Annotated in this window: 13 protein-coding genes; all 13 read left to right on the forward strand. The window is 39.3% G+C overall.

Annotated elements, in window-relative coordinates; translation table 11 throughout:
* The first annotated feature begins 362 nt into the window (after positions 1-362).
* Positions 363-830, forward strand: a complete 468-nt coding sequence (mraZ, locus tag FHT21_RS02035; RefSeq protein WP_167293132.1) for a division/cell wall cluster transcriptional repressor MraZ — start codon at positions 363-365, stop codon at positions 828-830.
* On the forward strand, positions 820-1,725 hold the full coding sequence (gene rsmH / locus FHT21_RS02040; RefSeq protein ID WP_167293133.1) for a 16S rRNA (cytosine(1402)-N(4))-methyltransferase RsmH: 906 nt from the start codon (positions 820-822) through the stop codon (positions 1,723-1,725). The genes mraZ and rsmH overlap by 11 nt, the downstream gene beginning before the upstream one ends.
* Entirely contained in the window at positions 1,722-2,144 is a 423-nt protein-coding gene (locus FHT21_RS02045) for an FtsL-like putative cell division protein (protein WP_090499216.1), read from the forward strand. The genes rsmH and FHT21_RS02045 overlap by 4 nt, the downstream gene beginning before the upstream one ends.
* Complete coding sequence (locus FHT21_RS02050) at positions 2,134-4,236, forward strand: penicillin-binding protein (RefSeq protein WP_167293134.1); 2,103 nt, start codon at positions 2,134-2,136, stop codon at positions 4,234-4,236. The genes FHT21_RS02045 and FHT21_RS02050 overlap by 11 nt, the downstream gene beginning before the upstream one ends.
* Positions 4,237-4,311: 75 nt before the next feature.
* Positions 4,312-5,769, forward strand: coding sequence for a UDP-N-acetylmuramoyl-L-alanyl-D-glutamate--2,6-diaminopimelate ligase (locus tag FHT21_RS02055; protein WP_167293135.1), 1,458 nt, complete (start codon positions 4,312-4,314; stop codon positions 5,767-5,769).
* Positions 5,769-7,016, forward strand: coding sequence for a phospho-N-acetylmuramoyl-pentapeptide-transferase (gene mraY, locus FHT21_RS02060; RefSeq protein ID WP_167293136.1), 1,248 nt, complete (start codon positions 5,769-5,771; stop codon positions 7,014-7,016). Before FHT21_RS02055 ends, mraY begins: the two co-directional genes overlap by 1 nt.
* Before the next feature lie 155 nt (positions 7,017-7,171).
* A complete protein-coding gene (gene murD, locus FHT21_RS02065; protein WP_243853836.1) occupies positions 7,172-8,560 on the forward strand; it encodes a UDP-N-acetylmuramoyl-L-alanine--D-glutamate ligase in 1,389 nt (462 codons plus the stop codon).
* Positions 8,561-8,575: 15 nt separating this feature from the next.
* Positions 8,576-9,763 (forward strand): FtsW/RodA/SpoVE family cell cycle protein, encoded by a 1,188-nt coding sequence (locus FHT21_RS02070; protein WP_208398854.1) that lies wholly within the window; start codon positions 8,576-8,578, stop codon positions 9,761-9,763.
* 110 nt (positions 9,764-9,873) lie between these two features.
* A complete protein-coding gene (locus FHT21_RS02075; RefSeq protein WP_223833553.1) occupies positions 9,874-10,251 on the forward strand; it encodes a four helix bundle protein in 378 nt (125 codons plus the stop codon).
* Between the two features lie 93 nt (positions 10,252-10,344).
* Complete coding sequence (gene murG / locus FHT21_RS02080) at positions 10,345-11,448, forward strand: undecaprenyldiphospho-muramoylpentapeptide beta-N-acetylglucosaminyltransferase (protein WP_167293137.1); 1,104 nt, start codon at positions 10,345-10,347, stop codon at positions 11,446-11,448.
* Between the two features lie 147 nt (positions 11,449-11,595).
* Entirely contained in the window at positions 11,596-12,951 is a 1,356-nt protein-coding gene (gene murC, locus FHT21_RS02085) for a UDP-N-acetylmuramate--L-alanine ligase (protein WP_167293138.1), read from the forward strand.
* A complete protein-coding gene (locus tag FHT21_RS02090; RefSeq protein ID WP_167293139.1) occupies positions 12,944-14,164 on the forward strand; it encodes a cell division protein FtsQ in 1,221 nt (406 codons plus the stop codon). Before murC ends, FHT21_RS02090 begins: the two co-directional genes overlap by 8 nt.
* A gap of 5 nt (positions 14,165-14,169) precedes the next feature.
* Positions 14,170-15,528, forward strand: a complete 1,359-nt coding sequence (ftsA, locus tag FHT21_RS02095; protein ID WP_086545007.1) for a cell division protein FtsA — start codon at positions 14,170-14,172, stop codon at positions 15,526-15,528.
* Positions 15,529-15,541: the final 13 nt, after the last annotated feature.

Below are 15,541 nucleotides of genomic sequence, written 5' to 3' on the forward strand. Positions count from 1 at the left end.
CAACTTTAACTGTTGTTGGTTATACAAAGCTTAGTGGTTATGTTTTTTCTAAAGAGAGATAAAATTTGGTGGTAAAGTGGGAGGTTCTCCCACTTTTTAAAAGCTATAAATGAGTGCTTTTGGAAAAAAATCCAATAAATATGGTAGAAATTGGGCGAGTGTGACACTTTTTAATATTTTATTTTAAAAGGCTTATTACCAGTTATTAAGGCTTTTTGTCTTGTGCCTGTATACTTATTCTAAGTATCTTGCCGGGCCATAATTGTAACAAAAACAATGTGGAAAACTTTTTTGTGGTAAAAAGTGGTAAAAAGTGGTAGAACTCTTTACTTTTACACTAGATATAAAGTGTAGATACCACTATGACCCAACTTTTAGGAGAATTCGATTGTAAACTTGACGCAAAGGGCCGCCTTATGGTGCCTGCTGCGCTTAAGAAACAATTGCCTGATTCTGAGAAAGAAGGGTTGATTATTAATCGTGGTTTTGAGAAAAACCTGGTGATCTATCCAAAGAAGGTTTGGGATGCTATTGTTACCGATTTAAGCAAACTGAACATCTACGAAAAAAACAACAGAGAATTTATCAGGTCGTTTACCCGTGGTGCAACTGAACTTTCGCTTGATGCAGCCGGTCGTGTGCTTTTGCCAAAATCGCTGGTTGATTATGCAGGTATCGGAAGTGATCTTGTGTTGGCTTGTCAGTTAGATCGTATCGAAGTTTGGGACAAAAAATCTTACGAAGATATTTTTGATGATGTGCCAGAGAATTTTGCAAACCTGGCTGAACAGGTAATGGGTGGAAAGAAAGGAGGTGCTGATGGCGAATAATTATCATGTGCCTGTGATGTTGCAACCTTGCATCGATGGTTTGAATATTAAACCTGATGGTGTTTATGTTGATGTAACCTTTGGTGGTGGTGGTCATTCAAAAGAGATTTTGAAGCACCTTGGTCCGAAAGGAAGATTGATTGCTTTCGATCAGGATCCTGATGCGCAGGCAAATGTTCCTGTTGATGAGCGTTTCGTGTTTATTGATCAGAATTTTGGTTTCTTAAAAAATAACCTCCGTTTAAAAGGATTTAGGCAAGTAGATGGTATTCTGGCTGATCTGGGTGTTTCTTCGCATCAGTTTGATGTGCCGCAACGTGGTTTTTCAATCCGTCATAATGCCGATCTGGATATGCGCATGGATCAGCACCGCGACTTAACAGCTGCTGAAGTATTAAATACCTATACCGAAGATAAGCTTCATAAAATATTTGGAATTTATGGAGAGGTAAAAAATGCGAAATCTTTAGCGCGTGCTATTGTGACTTCGCGTTTGGAAAAGCCTTTCACTGATATCGATAGTTTAAAATCAGCTATTGCTAGTTATATCCCGAAAGGAAAAGAGAATAAATATCTGGCGCAGGTGTTTCAGGCATTGCGTATAGAGGTGAATGCTGAAATCCAGGTACTTGAAGATTTTTTGATGCAGGCTGCTGATGTATTGAAGCCGGGTGGCCATTTAGTGGTCATGTCTTATCATTCTTTAGAAGATAGGCCGGTTAAAAACTTTATGGCGAAAGGTAAATTCCAGGGCGAGGTAGAAAAAGATTTCTTCGGAAACCAGCAAAAGCCGTTTAATGTAATTACGCGGAAAGCGATAATGGCTACTGATGAGGAGATTGCGCAGAACAATAGAGCCCGTAGTGCGAAACTAAGAATTGCAGAAAAGATATGAATAGGTTTAGGGAAGAGATAGAAGAAGAAGAGGTTGGGCCCGAACCAGAGCTGAAAGCTGCGCCCAAAAGGCCAAAAACTGCTGAAGAAAAAATGGATAGTAATTCATTTATCAGTAAGCTTTTTAATGATGGATTAGTAAGTAAAGAGGCGGCAACTGATGCTTTGCCTTATTTGTGTTTTCTGGCCTTTTTGGGGATGATTTATATTGCCAATAGCCACTTTGCGGTAAACAATGTTCGCCGGATTGATAAATTAAATAAAGAAGTAAAAGAATTAAGATGGGAGTATAAGTCTTTAAAGGCTGATCTGATGTTCAAAAGTAAATTGACAGAGGTTGCTAAAAAGGTAGATACCCTTGGTATAAAAGAACTGATTGAACCACCAAAAAAAATAATTGTTAAAAGCGATGAATATTAGGGCAAACATCTTGCTTCGTGTATATCTGGCATTTGGCTTAATTGTGCTTTTTGCTTTCGCGGTATTTTTACGCCTCGGTCAGGTGCAGTTTGTACAGGGAAAAAAGTGGAAAGCTATGGCAGATAGTCTTTCAACACGCTATGTAAATGTGGAAGCTACCCGTGGAAATATTTATTCTAACGATGGTAGTTTGTTGGCTACTTCGATACCGGAATACGAACTGCGCATGGATATGTTTGCTGGCGGTATAGCTGATGACAAAGTATTCAACGAGAAGGTAGATTCGCTTGGTTATAAGCTTTCGCAGCTTTTTCAGGATAAAACCGCAAAAGAATATGCCCGTTATCTGCGTAAGGGCCGTCAGGACAGCGCACGTTATCTATTGATTCACCGCAAAGTGGGGTATGCTGATCTTAAAACCATCAGAACTTTCCCGTTATATAACATCGGTAAGTTTAGTGGTGGTTTAATTGCAGTTCAGCAGAATAAACGCATTCTTCCTTTCCAGGCTTTAGCTGCCCGTACTATTGGTTACAAAAACGAAAATGTTAAAAATGGTGTAGGTTTAGAAGGAGCTTATAAGGAATATATCAATGGTGAAACCGGAAAAAGATTGATGCAGCGCATCGCCGGAGGTGTTTACATCCCGGTAAATGAGGAAGCTGAGGTAGCGCCAAAAGATGGCGCTGACATTATTTCGACCATTGATGTGAATATGCAAGATCTGGCACAAAGTGCTTTAGAAAAACAACTGATTAAATCGCAGGCCGATCATGGTACCGTGATATTGATGGAAGTAGCCACGGGAGAAATACGCGCGGTAGCCAATTTTTCTAAAGTAGAAGAAGGAGTGTATAAAGAGAAGTTTAATTATGCTATTGCGGGTAACCAGGATCCAGGATCGACTTTCAAACTAGCCTCTTATATGGCTTTGTTGGAAGATAAGCTAATAGATACCAATACAATGATCGGGACAGGGTATTATCAGATCCCTGGAAAGCTGATTACGGATTCACACCCGAAAATTGAAACGGTTACTGCAAAAAAAGCCTTTGAAACGTCTTCCAATGCTGCAATTGCAAAGCTGATCAACATGCATTATGGCAACGATCCTATAAAATTTACCGATCACTTATATGATTGGCATCTGAACCAAAAAATGGACTTACAGATCCCTGGCGAGGCAATGCCGGTGGTTAAAAATCCTAAAACAAACAAAAGCTGGAACAAAAACATGACCCTTCCTCAAATGGCTTACGGTTATGAAATGCAGTTAACACCATTAAAAATGCTTACCCTGTACAATGCGGTGGCTAATAACGGAAAAATGGTGGCGCCAATTTTTGTAAAAGAGATCAGAAGATTGGGTAATCCGATCGAACAGTTTAAGGCAAGGGTGATCAATGATAAAATCTGTTCGGATGTTACCCTTAGCAAAATCAAAAAAATGCTTGAAGGGGTAGTGACTGAAGGCAGTGGAAAGCAGGTTGTTTACAATCCATTATATCTGATTGCGGGTAAAACAGGTACTGCCCAAGTGGCGGATGCGAATAAGGGATATAAAGCCAATAAACAATATCAGGCTTCTTTTGTGGGGTATTTTCCGGCTGATAAACCGAAGTATTCTTTGATTGTGGTAATCAACGATCCAAAAGGGGCCTATTATGGTGCTACGGTTTCGGGTCCGGTGTTCAGGGAAATTGCCGATCGTATTTACGCCAGCGATATGCAGATGTATAACGATGTGCCGACCCGTTTGGTGGGGAATACCGGAACGCCACCTACTAAAGCAGGGCAAAGTAAAGCGACTCAGAAGGTGTATAAAGCATTTGGTTTTAAACCGCTTTTTGCTTCAAAATCTGAGTATTACAATATTATAGATACCAGTGCAGGAACAGTTTTTCAGGAAAATAACGAGCGTAAAGGTGTGATGCCAAATGTGGCGGGAATGGGACTGAAAGATGCATTGTATCTTTTAGGAAATGCCGGTTTAAAAACCAAAGTTTTCGGGTCGGGAAAAGTGATTAGCCAATCAATAGCTCCTGGAACAAAAGTGGGCAAGGGACTGGGTGTACAAATAGAGTTGAATTAAAGGTGGAAGGTAAAAAGGTTTAAGGTTCTAATACTTGATTCTAAATACCTAATACTAAAAAGAATAAAAAATAAAATGCAATTACAGGATTTACTTTATGGCGTAACGATTAAAGAATTGGTTGGAAAAACCGATAGGGAAATCAATGCACTGAATTTCGATTCACGTAAGGTAGGTAAAGATGATATCTTTTTTGCGGTAGTGGGAACTGTTGCTGATGGTCACCAGTTCATTGAGCAGACTATTCAGCAAGGGGCGGGTGTAATTATCTGTGAAAATTTACCAGAAATCCATGATTTTAGGGTTACCTATATTAAAGTAGAAAATACATCGGTTGCTTTAGGGATTATTGCCGGTAATTATTTTGGTAATCCATCAGCAGATTTAAAACTGATCGGTATTACAGGAACAAACGGAAAAACCACCATTGCCACCATTCTTTTTAAATTATTTAAAGATTTAGGTTATAAAACCGGGCTTTTATCAACAGTAGAGAACTATATCAACGATACTGTAGTAGCAGCAACACATACTACACCGAATCCAATTGTCTTGAACCAGCTTTTAAGGGATATGGTAAGTGCAGGTTGCGATTATTGTTTTATGGAAGTGAGTTCGCATGCGGTATCACAACACCGGATCGAAGGATTGACTTTCTCTGGCGGAGTATTTTCGAATTTAACACATGATCATTTAGATTTTCATAAAACTTTTGATGCTTACCTGAAAGCCAAAAAAGCATTTTTTGATATGCTGCCTAAATCGGCATTTGCGCTGACCAATATCGACGATAAAAACGGTGCGGTGATGCTACAGAATACCAAAGCGCATAAAAAGACCTATGCCCTTAAGCAACTGGCCGATTTTAAAGCAAAAATTATCGAAAACCAATTCAGTGGCTTGCATTTAGATATCGATAACGAAGATGTTTACTTCAAGCTTGTAGGCTCTTTTAATGCGTATAACTTACTGGCTGTTTACGGAACCGCAATTTTACTGGAGCAGGATAAATTAAAGGTGCTGACTTTGTTGAGCCGTTTATCAGGTGCTGAAGGAAGATTTGATTATATCACTTCTGCTGATAAGATTATTGGTATTGTAGATTACGCGCATACGCCAGATGCCGTTCAGAATGTGTTGAGTACCATTGCTAATATCCGCAAAGGAACCGAACAGGTAATTACGGTAATCGGATGCGGGGGAGATCGTGACAAAACTAAACGACCAATTATGGCACAGGTGGCCTGCGATTGGAGTGATAAAGTGATCCTCACTTCAGATAATCCACGTACAGAAGATGCTCAGGCAATAATTAACGATATGGAAGCTGGGGTTTCGCCAACAAATAAGCGTAAAACCTTATCAATTTTAGATAGAAGAGAAGCTATAAAAACAGCCTGTCATTTGGCACAACCGGGAGATATTATTCTTGTTGCGGGTAAAGGACACGAAAAATACCAGGAAATTAATGGTGTAAGGAACCATTTTGATGATAAAGAAATTTTACTTGAACAATTAAAACCAATCAGCTAATGTTATATTTATTATTCGAATACCTGCATAAGCATTATGATATACCTGGGTTAAGGTTGTTTCAGTACATCACTTTCCGTGCTTCGATTTCTATTATTTTATCGCTGATTATTACTACGGTATATGGCCGTAGGCTGATTGATTTTTTGCATAAAAAACAGGTGGGCGAAACGGTAAGGAATTTAGGTTTGGAAGGCCAGATGCAGAAACAGGGTACACCTACAATGGGTGGTATCATCATTTTGCTCGGTATTCTTATCCCAACTTTATTATTTGCCAATATTTCCAATATTTATGTCATCCTAATGATCATTACCACGATCTGGATGGGTGCTGTAGGTTTCTTGGATGATTATATCAAAGTTTTCAAAAAAAACAAAGAAGGTTTGGCAGGCCGTTTTAAGGTAGTTGGCCAGGTTGGCTTAGGCTTAATTGTTGGCTGCACCATGTACTTTCATCCAAATATTGTAGTGAGGGAAACTGTGCAGGACGATGTAAAAAGCACTTCTTCTGTGCCAATGGTGTTGCGCCAAAAGGGCGAAACCTTTTACTATACACAAGATGTAAAATCAACCAAGTCGAACATGCCTTTTTATAAGAACAATGAGTTCGATTATGCCAAGGTATTGAAGTTTCTGGGTGGCGATTATCAGAAATATGGATTTTTCATCTTCCTGATTGTAACGGTATTTATCATTACTGCGGTGTCGAACGGGGCAAACATTACCGATGGGATTGATGGTTTAGCTACGGGAACTTCGGCAGTAATCGGGATTACGCTCGGTATTTTGGCTTATGTATCGGGTAACACCATTATGGCCGATTACCTTAACATTATGTACATACCAAACTCTGCAGAGCTGATGATTTTTGCAGGTGCATTTGTGGGTTCCTGTGTTGGTTTCCTTTGGTACAACTCTTACCCGGCGCAGATTTTTATGGGCGATACCGGAAGTTTGGCCATTGGGGGGATCATTGCCTCATTTGCCATCATGATTCGCAAGGAGCTGTTGATTCCGATTCTATGTGGGATATTCCTCGTAGAACTGGTGTCGGTAATTATGCAGGTATCTTATTTTAAATATACAAAGAAGAAATTTGGTGAAGGACGCAGGATTTTCCTGATGTCGCCTTTGCATCACCACTACCAGAAAAAAGGATATCACGAAGCCAAAATTGTAACCCGCTTCTGGATTATCGGAATTATGCTGGCAATTATGACCATCGTAACATTGAAGTTAAGGTAGTGGGTTAAAAGGTTTAGCGGCTTAAATACAGAAAGACTAAAGCTAAAATTACAATACGAAATAAAATTAAAATGCCCTTAGTGGTAAATAAAAAATAAAAGTGTGATGGTATTCTTGTCTTGATACCATTTACCAGATACTAAAAAAATAAAACAATGAGCACGAATAATATCACATCAAGCAATACGAAGTCAGCGATGACCGGGCAGAGCCGTGTGGTTATTCTTGGTGCCGGAGAAAGCGGGGTTGGTGCTGCAAAATTGGCTCAGGCAAAAGGTTTCGAGGTTTTTGTTTCCGATTACGGTGTAATTACCGATAAATATAAAGCTGCATTAGAAAAACTTGGTGTACCGTTCGAATCTGAAAAGCATACTGAAGAATTGATTCTGAATGCAACTGAAGTAATTAAGAGCCCAGGTATTCCGCCTACAGCTCCAATCATTAAAAAATTGGTAGCCAGAGGGATTTCAGTGGTTTCCGAAATTGAGTTTGCCAAAAGATATACCCAGGCAAAAACCATTTGCATTACAGGTTCCAATGGTAAATCTACTACCAGTTTATTAACCTATCATATCTTAAAAAATGCCGGGTTAAACGTAGGTCTGGCAGGTAACATCGGGCAAAGTTTTGCAGCCCAGGTGGCTACAGAAGATCACGAATATTATGTGCTGGAAATCTCGAGTTTTATGCTCGATGATATGTTCAAATTTAAAGCCGATATCGCAGTTTTGCTGAACATCACGCCAGATCATTTAGATCGTTACGACTATAAACTAGAGAATTATGCCGCATCTAAAATGCGTATAGTTCAAAATCAAACTGCAGAAGATGTTTTCATTTATTGTGCAGACGATGAAGAGAGCCTAAAAGCCATCGCGTTGATTAAGCCTATCGCAAAAGCCTTTCCATTTTCAATTACTAAAAAAGTTGAACTGGGTGCTTATTTAGAAGAAACTACTATACATATCCTTACAGAACCTAATAACCAACTAACCATGTCTATTTCAGATTTAGCCTTACAGGGCAAGCACAACATTTATAATTCTATGGCCTCAGGCATTGTGTCTAAAGTTTTAGAGTTAAGGAATGAATCCATTCGCGAGAGCATGGGTAATTTCAAGAATATTGAGCACAGGTTAGAGCATGTGGCCAAAATTTCGGGGATCGATTTTATCAACGATAGTAAAGCCACCAATGTGAACTCTACCTGGTATGCTTTAGAAAGTATGACCAGCGATGTCGTGCTGATTATGGGTGGTGTTGATAAGGGTAACGATTATAACATGCTTAAGGATTTGGTTAAAAGTAAGGTAAAGGCCATTGTTTGCTTAGGTAAAGACAATAAACGTATCCACGATGCTTTTGAGGATGATGTAGAAGTAATTGTAAATACTTTTTCGGCTGAAGAAGCTGCGCAGATTGCTTTCCACCTGGCTAAACGTGGCGATACCGTTTTGCTCTCACCAGCATGTGCAAGTTTCGATTTGTTTAAAAATTATGAAGACCGCGGAAACCAGTTTAAAGCGGCTGTTAGAGAATTATAATAGGAGGCTCAATATATGTTGCAGGCACTACTTAATAAAACAAAAGGCGATAGATGGATCTGGTTGATCATCATCCTGCTTTCGCTTATATCTGTAATGGCAGTATACAGTGCAACAGGTACCCTGGCGTATAAAAAAGGAGAAACCGTAGAAAAGCTTTTGCTTACCAAACACTTAATTTTTGTGTTGATGGGTATCGGGATGATCTATATTGCCCACCTCCTCGATTACCGCTATTATGCCGGTATTTCTAAAGTGCTGATGATTGTGACCATTCCTTTGCTTTTTTATACCTTGATATTTGGAACCAACTTAAACGATGCTTCGAGGTGGGTTAAAATACCAGTAATCGGATTAACCTTTCAAACTTCCGATCTGGCCAAGCTGGCCTTGATTACCTTTTTGGCCCGGATGTTGACTAAAAAGCAAGAAAATATTAAAAACGTTAAAGAGTCATTTATACCAATTATGGGTTCGGTTTGTGTGGTGTTTGTTTTAATCGCACTGGCCAATCTATCTACAGCGTTAATGCTGTTTGGTGTAAGTATATTGCTGTTAATTATCGGTAGGATCAGTATTAAACAGATCGCAATTGTGTGTGCAGGCGGTTTTGTGCTCCTGTTGTTCGTTTTCTTTTTGGGCCCAAGAAGAAAAACCTACATGTCGCGAATCAATACGTTCATGCATCCCGAAATGCAGCATTCAGATAAAACTTTCCAGGCAGATCAGGCAAAAATTGCCTTGGCTACTGGTGGTGTTTTTGGTAAAGGACCAGGTAATAGTACACAACGCAATTTCCTACCACACCCGTATTCCGATTTTATTTTCGCCATTATTATTGAAGAATGGGGAACCGTGGGAGGAATTGTAATCATGATACTATACCTGGTGCTTTTATATCGATGTATCAAGATCGTAACCCGGGCACCCAAGGCCTTCGGTGCGCTCCTGGCAGCCGGACTAAGTTTTAGTCTGACCATTCAGGCCTTTGCGAATATGGCTGTAGCTGTAGGGCTGGGTCCGGTAACTGGGGTTCCGCTTCCGTTGGTAAGCATGGGCGGTACATCAATGATCTTCACAAGTGTGGCTTTCGGCATTATACTCAGTGTGAGCCGCGATGTAGAAGAAAATGCCAAATTGACGCCGAAAGAAGAAAAAGTAAATAATAAAATAATTGTTGGAGAGATTCCGGCGATAGCGTAATTAATGATTGAATTAGTGAATAATTGAATTTATGCAATGATTAATGATTTGAGTGAATTAGAAATTGAATAAAACATCCCAAAGTTTTAAAGTTGAAATTAAATTAATAAATGATGGAGAATGTTAGTAAAATAGATTTTGTTACGGCAATAAAAGCAAGAACAAAAAAGTTGGTTTTAGATTCAATTAAGTTCTATCAAGCATTACCAAAAACCGAAGAAGCAAGAATATTAGGTAGGCAATTTATGCGTTCCTCTTCTTCAGTTGGATCAAATTATAGAGCAGCCTGTAGAAGCAGGTCAAAAGCTGAGTTTTACGCAAAACTTAGCATAGTTGTAGAAGAGGCTGATGAAACAGCTTTTTGGATTGAAATTTTAACCGAATCTGGAATTTCGGATTTAGTTAAAGCTCAGCCATTATTAAAAGAAGTAAATGAAATTTTGGCAATTGTAGCTAAGGCAAGAAAAACAGTAAGTAATAATAAATAGTGATTGAAGGAGTGATGATTGAATTAAAGAATGAAGGAATTGCCTGTAGCACTCACTCATTCAAAATTCTATCATTCAATAATTAAATATAAAATGAATAATTCCCCAAAAATTATCATATCAGGTGGTGGCACGGGCGGGCATATTTTTCCCGCCGTAGCCATAGCCAATGCGCTAAAACGCATGGAGCCAGCCTGTGAAATCTTATTTGTGGGTGCAATAGGCCGAATGGAAATGGAAAAAGTTCCTGCAGCCGGATATAAAATTATAGGACTGAACATTAGCGGGATGCAACGTGGCTCGATTATTAAAAATCTGGCACTCCCGTTCAAGGTAATCGGTAGTGTGCGTAAAGCCATGCAGATTATTAATGACTTTAAGCCCGATGCTGTAGTAGGTGTTGGCGGCTATGCCTCTGGGCCTTTGTTGTATGCGGCCTCTTTGAAAGGCATTCCTTACCTCATCCAGGAACAGAATTCTTATGCCGGCGTAACCAATAAGTGGTTAGGTAAAAAAGCTTCGAAAATCTGTGTCGCCTTTGATGGTATGGATCAGTTTTTTCCTGCAGACAAGATTTTGAAAACAGGTAATCCTGTCCGCCAGGAAGTAGTTGATATTAAAGGTAAACACCATGCTGGTGCCGAACTATTGAAACTAGATCCACTGAAAAAGACCATTATGGTTACCGGCGGAAGTTTAGGTGCGGGCACACTGAATAAGGCGATTGAAAAACATTTGCCCGAGATTATAGCACAAGATGTGCAGGTGATCTGGCAAACAGGTAAGTATTACTACAAAGGGATTATAGAAAGATTGGGCTTAGAATACCATCCGAATGTTCGCATTCTCGAGTTTTTAAATAAAATGGATCTGGCCTATGCAGCAGCAGATGTAATTGTGAGCAGGGCAGGAGCCGGAACCATAGCAGAACTTTGTTTAATTAAAAAACCAGTGATATTGGTGCCTTCGCCAAATGTAGCGGAAGACCATCAAACTAAAAATGCGATGGCATTGGTTAAAAATGGAGCTGCAATACTAATTAACGATCGCGCTGCAGAAGATACCCTGGTTAAAGAAGCGCTGGCATTGCTGGCAAATAAAGAACAGTGCGAAAAACTAGCTGAAAATGTAGCTAAGATGGCATTGCCGGAAGCAGATGAAATTATTGCGAACGAAGTATTGAAATTGATAAAATAAGCTTGAAGACTAAAGCATAAAGACCAAAGTAACGACAGATCGTCATTGCAAGGTCCGAAGCACAATCTTAATGCGATAGAAAATAAAAAATAAAACAATAGAAAGGCAAGCTTTAAGCTTTGGTCTTTCAACTTTCAGCTTAAAAAAATGGAACTAAGTAAAATAAATAGGGTTTTCTTTGTAGGTATCGGTGGTATCGGCATGAGTGCGCTTGCCCGTTATTTTGCTAAACGTGGTCAGGTGGTTTGCGGCTACGATAAAACCAGGACCAAACTGACTGAAACCTTAGAGCAGGAAGGTATTCTCATTACCTACCTTGATGAAGCCTCTTCATTGCCTTGCGCATTTTTGGATAATCATGATGATACCCTGGTGGTTTACACACCAGCAATTCCAAAAGACGCTAAAATTTTAAATCATTTTATAAATAATGGTTTTGCGCTCAAAAAACGATCTGAGGTTTTAGGGATTATTAGTAAAGGAATGTTCTGTATTGCGGTTGCGGGTACACATGGCAAAACCACAACATCATCTGTTGTTGCGCATATTTTAAAAGATACGGGTTACGATTGTACCGCTTTTTTGGGTGGAATAACCAGTAACTATAACAGTAATGTGCTTTTCGGTAAAAACAATGTAGTAGTGGTAGAGGCCGATGAATACGATCGGTCGTTTTTAACCCTCCACCCAGATGTAGCGGTGGTTACTTCCATGGATGCCGATCATTTGGATATTTATGGAGATAAAAGCCATCTCGAAGAATCTTTCCGTTTGTTTGCAGGTCAGCTCAAAGCCGAAGGTGTGCTTTATGCGCACGAAGGATTGCCGCTGGAGAAAAGCATCAGTTATGCCGCAAGTTCAACAGCAACGGCAAGAGCAGAGCATTTAAGGGTAGAAGGGGCGAAATTTGTTTTTGATTATACAGATAGTACTCAAAGCATCAAAGATATTAGTTTAATGCTTCCCGGTAAGCACAATGTAGAAAATACAACGGTTGCCATTGCTATTGCCTTACAGTTGGGCATAGATGCAGAAAAAGTGAAACAGGCAGTTGCAAATTTTAAGGGGGTTAAACGCCGCTTCGAATATATTGTAAATAATGGCAGTCAGATTTATATAGATGATTATGCGCATCATCCTGAAGAGCTGAGAGCTTGTTTTGATGCAGTGAGGCAATTGTATCCAGATAAAAAGTTGACGGTAATTTTTCAGCCCCACTTATTCACGAGAACGAGGGATTTTGCAGATGATTTTGCAAAAGTTTTAAGCACTGTTGACGAACTGATACTGCTGGAGATTTATCCAGCAAGAGAATTACCGCTTGAGGGGGTAAATGCTCAGTTTTTATTGGATAAAATCACTTTGGCAGATAAAAAAATATGTGGAAAAGATTTTGTGGTTCAGTATGTTAAGGATACAAAACCTGAATTAATTTTAACAGTAGGTGCGGGAGATATCGACACGATTATCGAACCCCTTAAAAATACTTTAAACAATGCTTAAACGGATAAACTGGAGCACAATTTTTACTGGCTTTGCCTGGCTGATCAGCCTGGCAGGGGTGGTTGTGCTTTTAAGTTTTATCAATGTGAAGAAACAGACTGTTAAATGTACTGATGTTAAGATCCTGATTCCCGGAGCTGATAATTTTATTGAACGCGAAGAAATAGATGCTATTTTAAAAGAAGATCAAGGTGTGCTTTTAGGACGTAACCTCGAAAATATCAATATTCATAAGATCGAGAAAAAACTGCAGTCTAACCCTTATATCGGTTTTGCTAAAGTATATGTAGATATGGATGGGGTGCTGCACATTGAAGTAAAACAACGTCAGCCGATCCTTCGCATATTGAACGAAAACGGGCAGGATTTTTATATTGATAATGATGGACTGAAAATGCCTATCTCATCAAATTTTACAGCTGATGTGCTTGTAGCAACAGGACATATTACAGAGGTTTTTGGTAGTAGGGTTGATACTTTGCATACACAATTGGCAAGAGATTTATACAAAACGGCACAGTATATTAAAAAAGATACCCTTTGGGATTCGCAGATCGAACAGATCGTGGTAGATCAGAAAAACGACATCGAACTGATACCAAGAGTAGGCAATCAACGTATTGTTTTGGGTAATGCCGATTCGCTTGAAAAGAAAATGAAAAACCTGTTGCTGTTTTATAAAAAAGCAATGCCACAGGTAGGATGGGATACCTATAAAACCATAAACATTAAATATACCAATCAGATTGTTTGTGAAAAAAGAGACTCAACAGGTCTTGGAAAAAAAGCAAAAACAATTTCTGCAGCCGATAGTTTGAGGATACAGCGAAGCGTGACTGACTCATTAATCAAAAGCACAATTGTTGCCACAATGGACGATCGGCCAGAGGCTGATCAACAAGAAAAAGTGGAGCCTAAAAAAATTGAAGTTCCAAAGGTTGAACCAAAAAAGGTTGAAGTAAAAAAAGCCGAACCTAAAAAGGTAGAGCCGAAAAAAACAACACCAGTTAAAACAGAAGTAAAAAAGCTAACAGTTATGTCAGCTACAAAACCAAGGGAAACGAAACCTGCGGATAAAAAAGAGAAACCGAAGCAAACGGTAATAACACAGCCAAAGCCGGCAAAATCTGAGGCTCAATTAAAAAAAGAGAAAGAAGCAAGAGAGAAAGAAATCAGAGCCCTGGAAAAACAGTATAAAACTCAGCAAAATTAACGAATATGGACAAGGCAAAATTTACCAGTCAGTCGCCCATCGTAGTAGGATTGGATATCGGTACTACAAAAATTTGTGTTATCGTTGGTCGTAGAACACAGCACGGTAAGATAGAAATCTTAGGAATAGGCAAGGCAGAATCGGCGGGAGTGACACGCGGAGTGGTTTCTAACATTCAAAAAACAGTGCAGGGTATTGCTCAAGCAGTTGAAGTAGCAAGCGGACAATCCAATGTAGAGATACAGGTGGTAAATGTGGGTATTGCTGGTCAGCACATTAAGAGCTTACAGCACAGAGGAATTTTAACAAGAAGAGAATTAAACAACGAAATCGGTAAAAAAGATATCGATAAATTGATTGATGATATGTTTAAACTGGTAATGCCACCGGGTGAGGAGATCATTCATGTATTGCCACAAGAATTTACCATCGATAACGAACCGGGAATCAAAGATCCGATCGGTATGGCAGGGGTTCGCCTTGAAGCTAACTTCCATATTATCTCTGGTCAGGTTACGGCTGTAAAAAACATTATTAAATGTGTAAACAATGCAGGGCTGCAAACTCAGGATTTAATTCTTGAGCCATTGGCTTCTTCTGAATCGGTGTTGAGCGAGGAAGAAAAAGAAGCTGGTATTGCATTGGTTGATATTGGTGGTGGTACTACAGATATAGCCATTTTCCATGAAGGTATTATCCGTCATACGGCAGTTATTCCTTTTGGTGGTAATAGTGTAACCGAAGATATCAGAGAGGGCTGCTCTGTAATGCGCAACCAGGCTGAGTTGTTAAAAACACGTTTTGGTTCGGCGTTGGCTGAGGAAAATAAAGAAAACGAAATTATTTGCGTTCCGGGCTTGCGTGGCCGTGAACCAAAAGAGATTTCGGTTAAAAACCTTGCTTACGTTATTCAGGCCCGTATGGAAGAGATCATCGAGCACGTATATTATGAGATCAAATCTTCAGGGTATGAGAAAAAACTCATCGGTGGTATTGTAATTACAGGTGGTGGTGCTTTATTAAAACACTTATCGCAGGCGGTTGAATATGTAACTGGTTTAGATTGCCGTATTGGTTACCCGAACGAGCACCTATCTAAATACGAAGATATGCCTAAAGCCATTTACGATGATCTGAAAAGCCCAATGTATGCAACCAGCGTAGGCTTGCTGATTAAAGGAATCCAGAAAGCTGAAGAATTAATTGAAGAAATGAAACAACCTGGTGTTTTTGTAGAAAAACCAAAAACAGCAAAAGAAAAGGAGAAACGTGGCCCAGGTTTGTTCGATAAATTACTGGCAAAAACAAGAACTTTCATTCAGGATGATATGAATGTGAGTGATGAAGATTACTTAAAAAGTTAATTACTTTTCCACA

Source organism: Pedobacter sp. SG908, assembly GCF_011759615.1.
Lineage (GTDB): Bacteria > Bacteroidota > Bacteroidia > Sphingobacteriales > Sphingobacteriaceae > Pedobacter > Pedobacter riviphilus.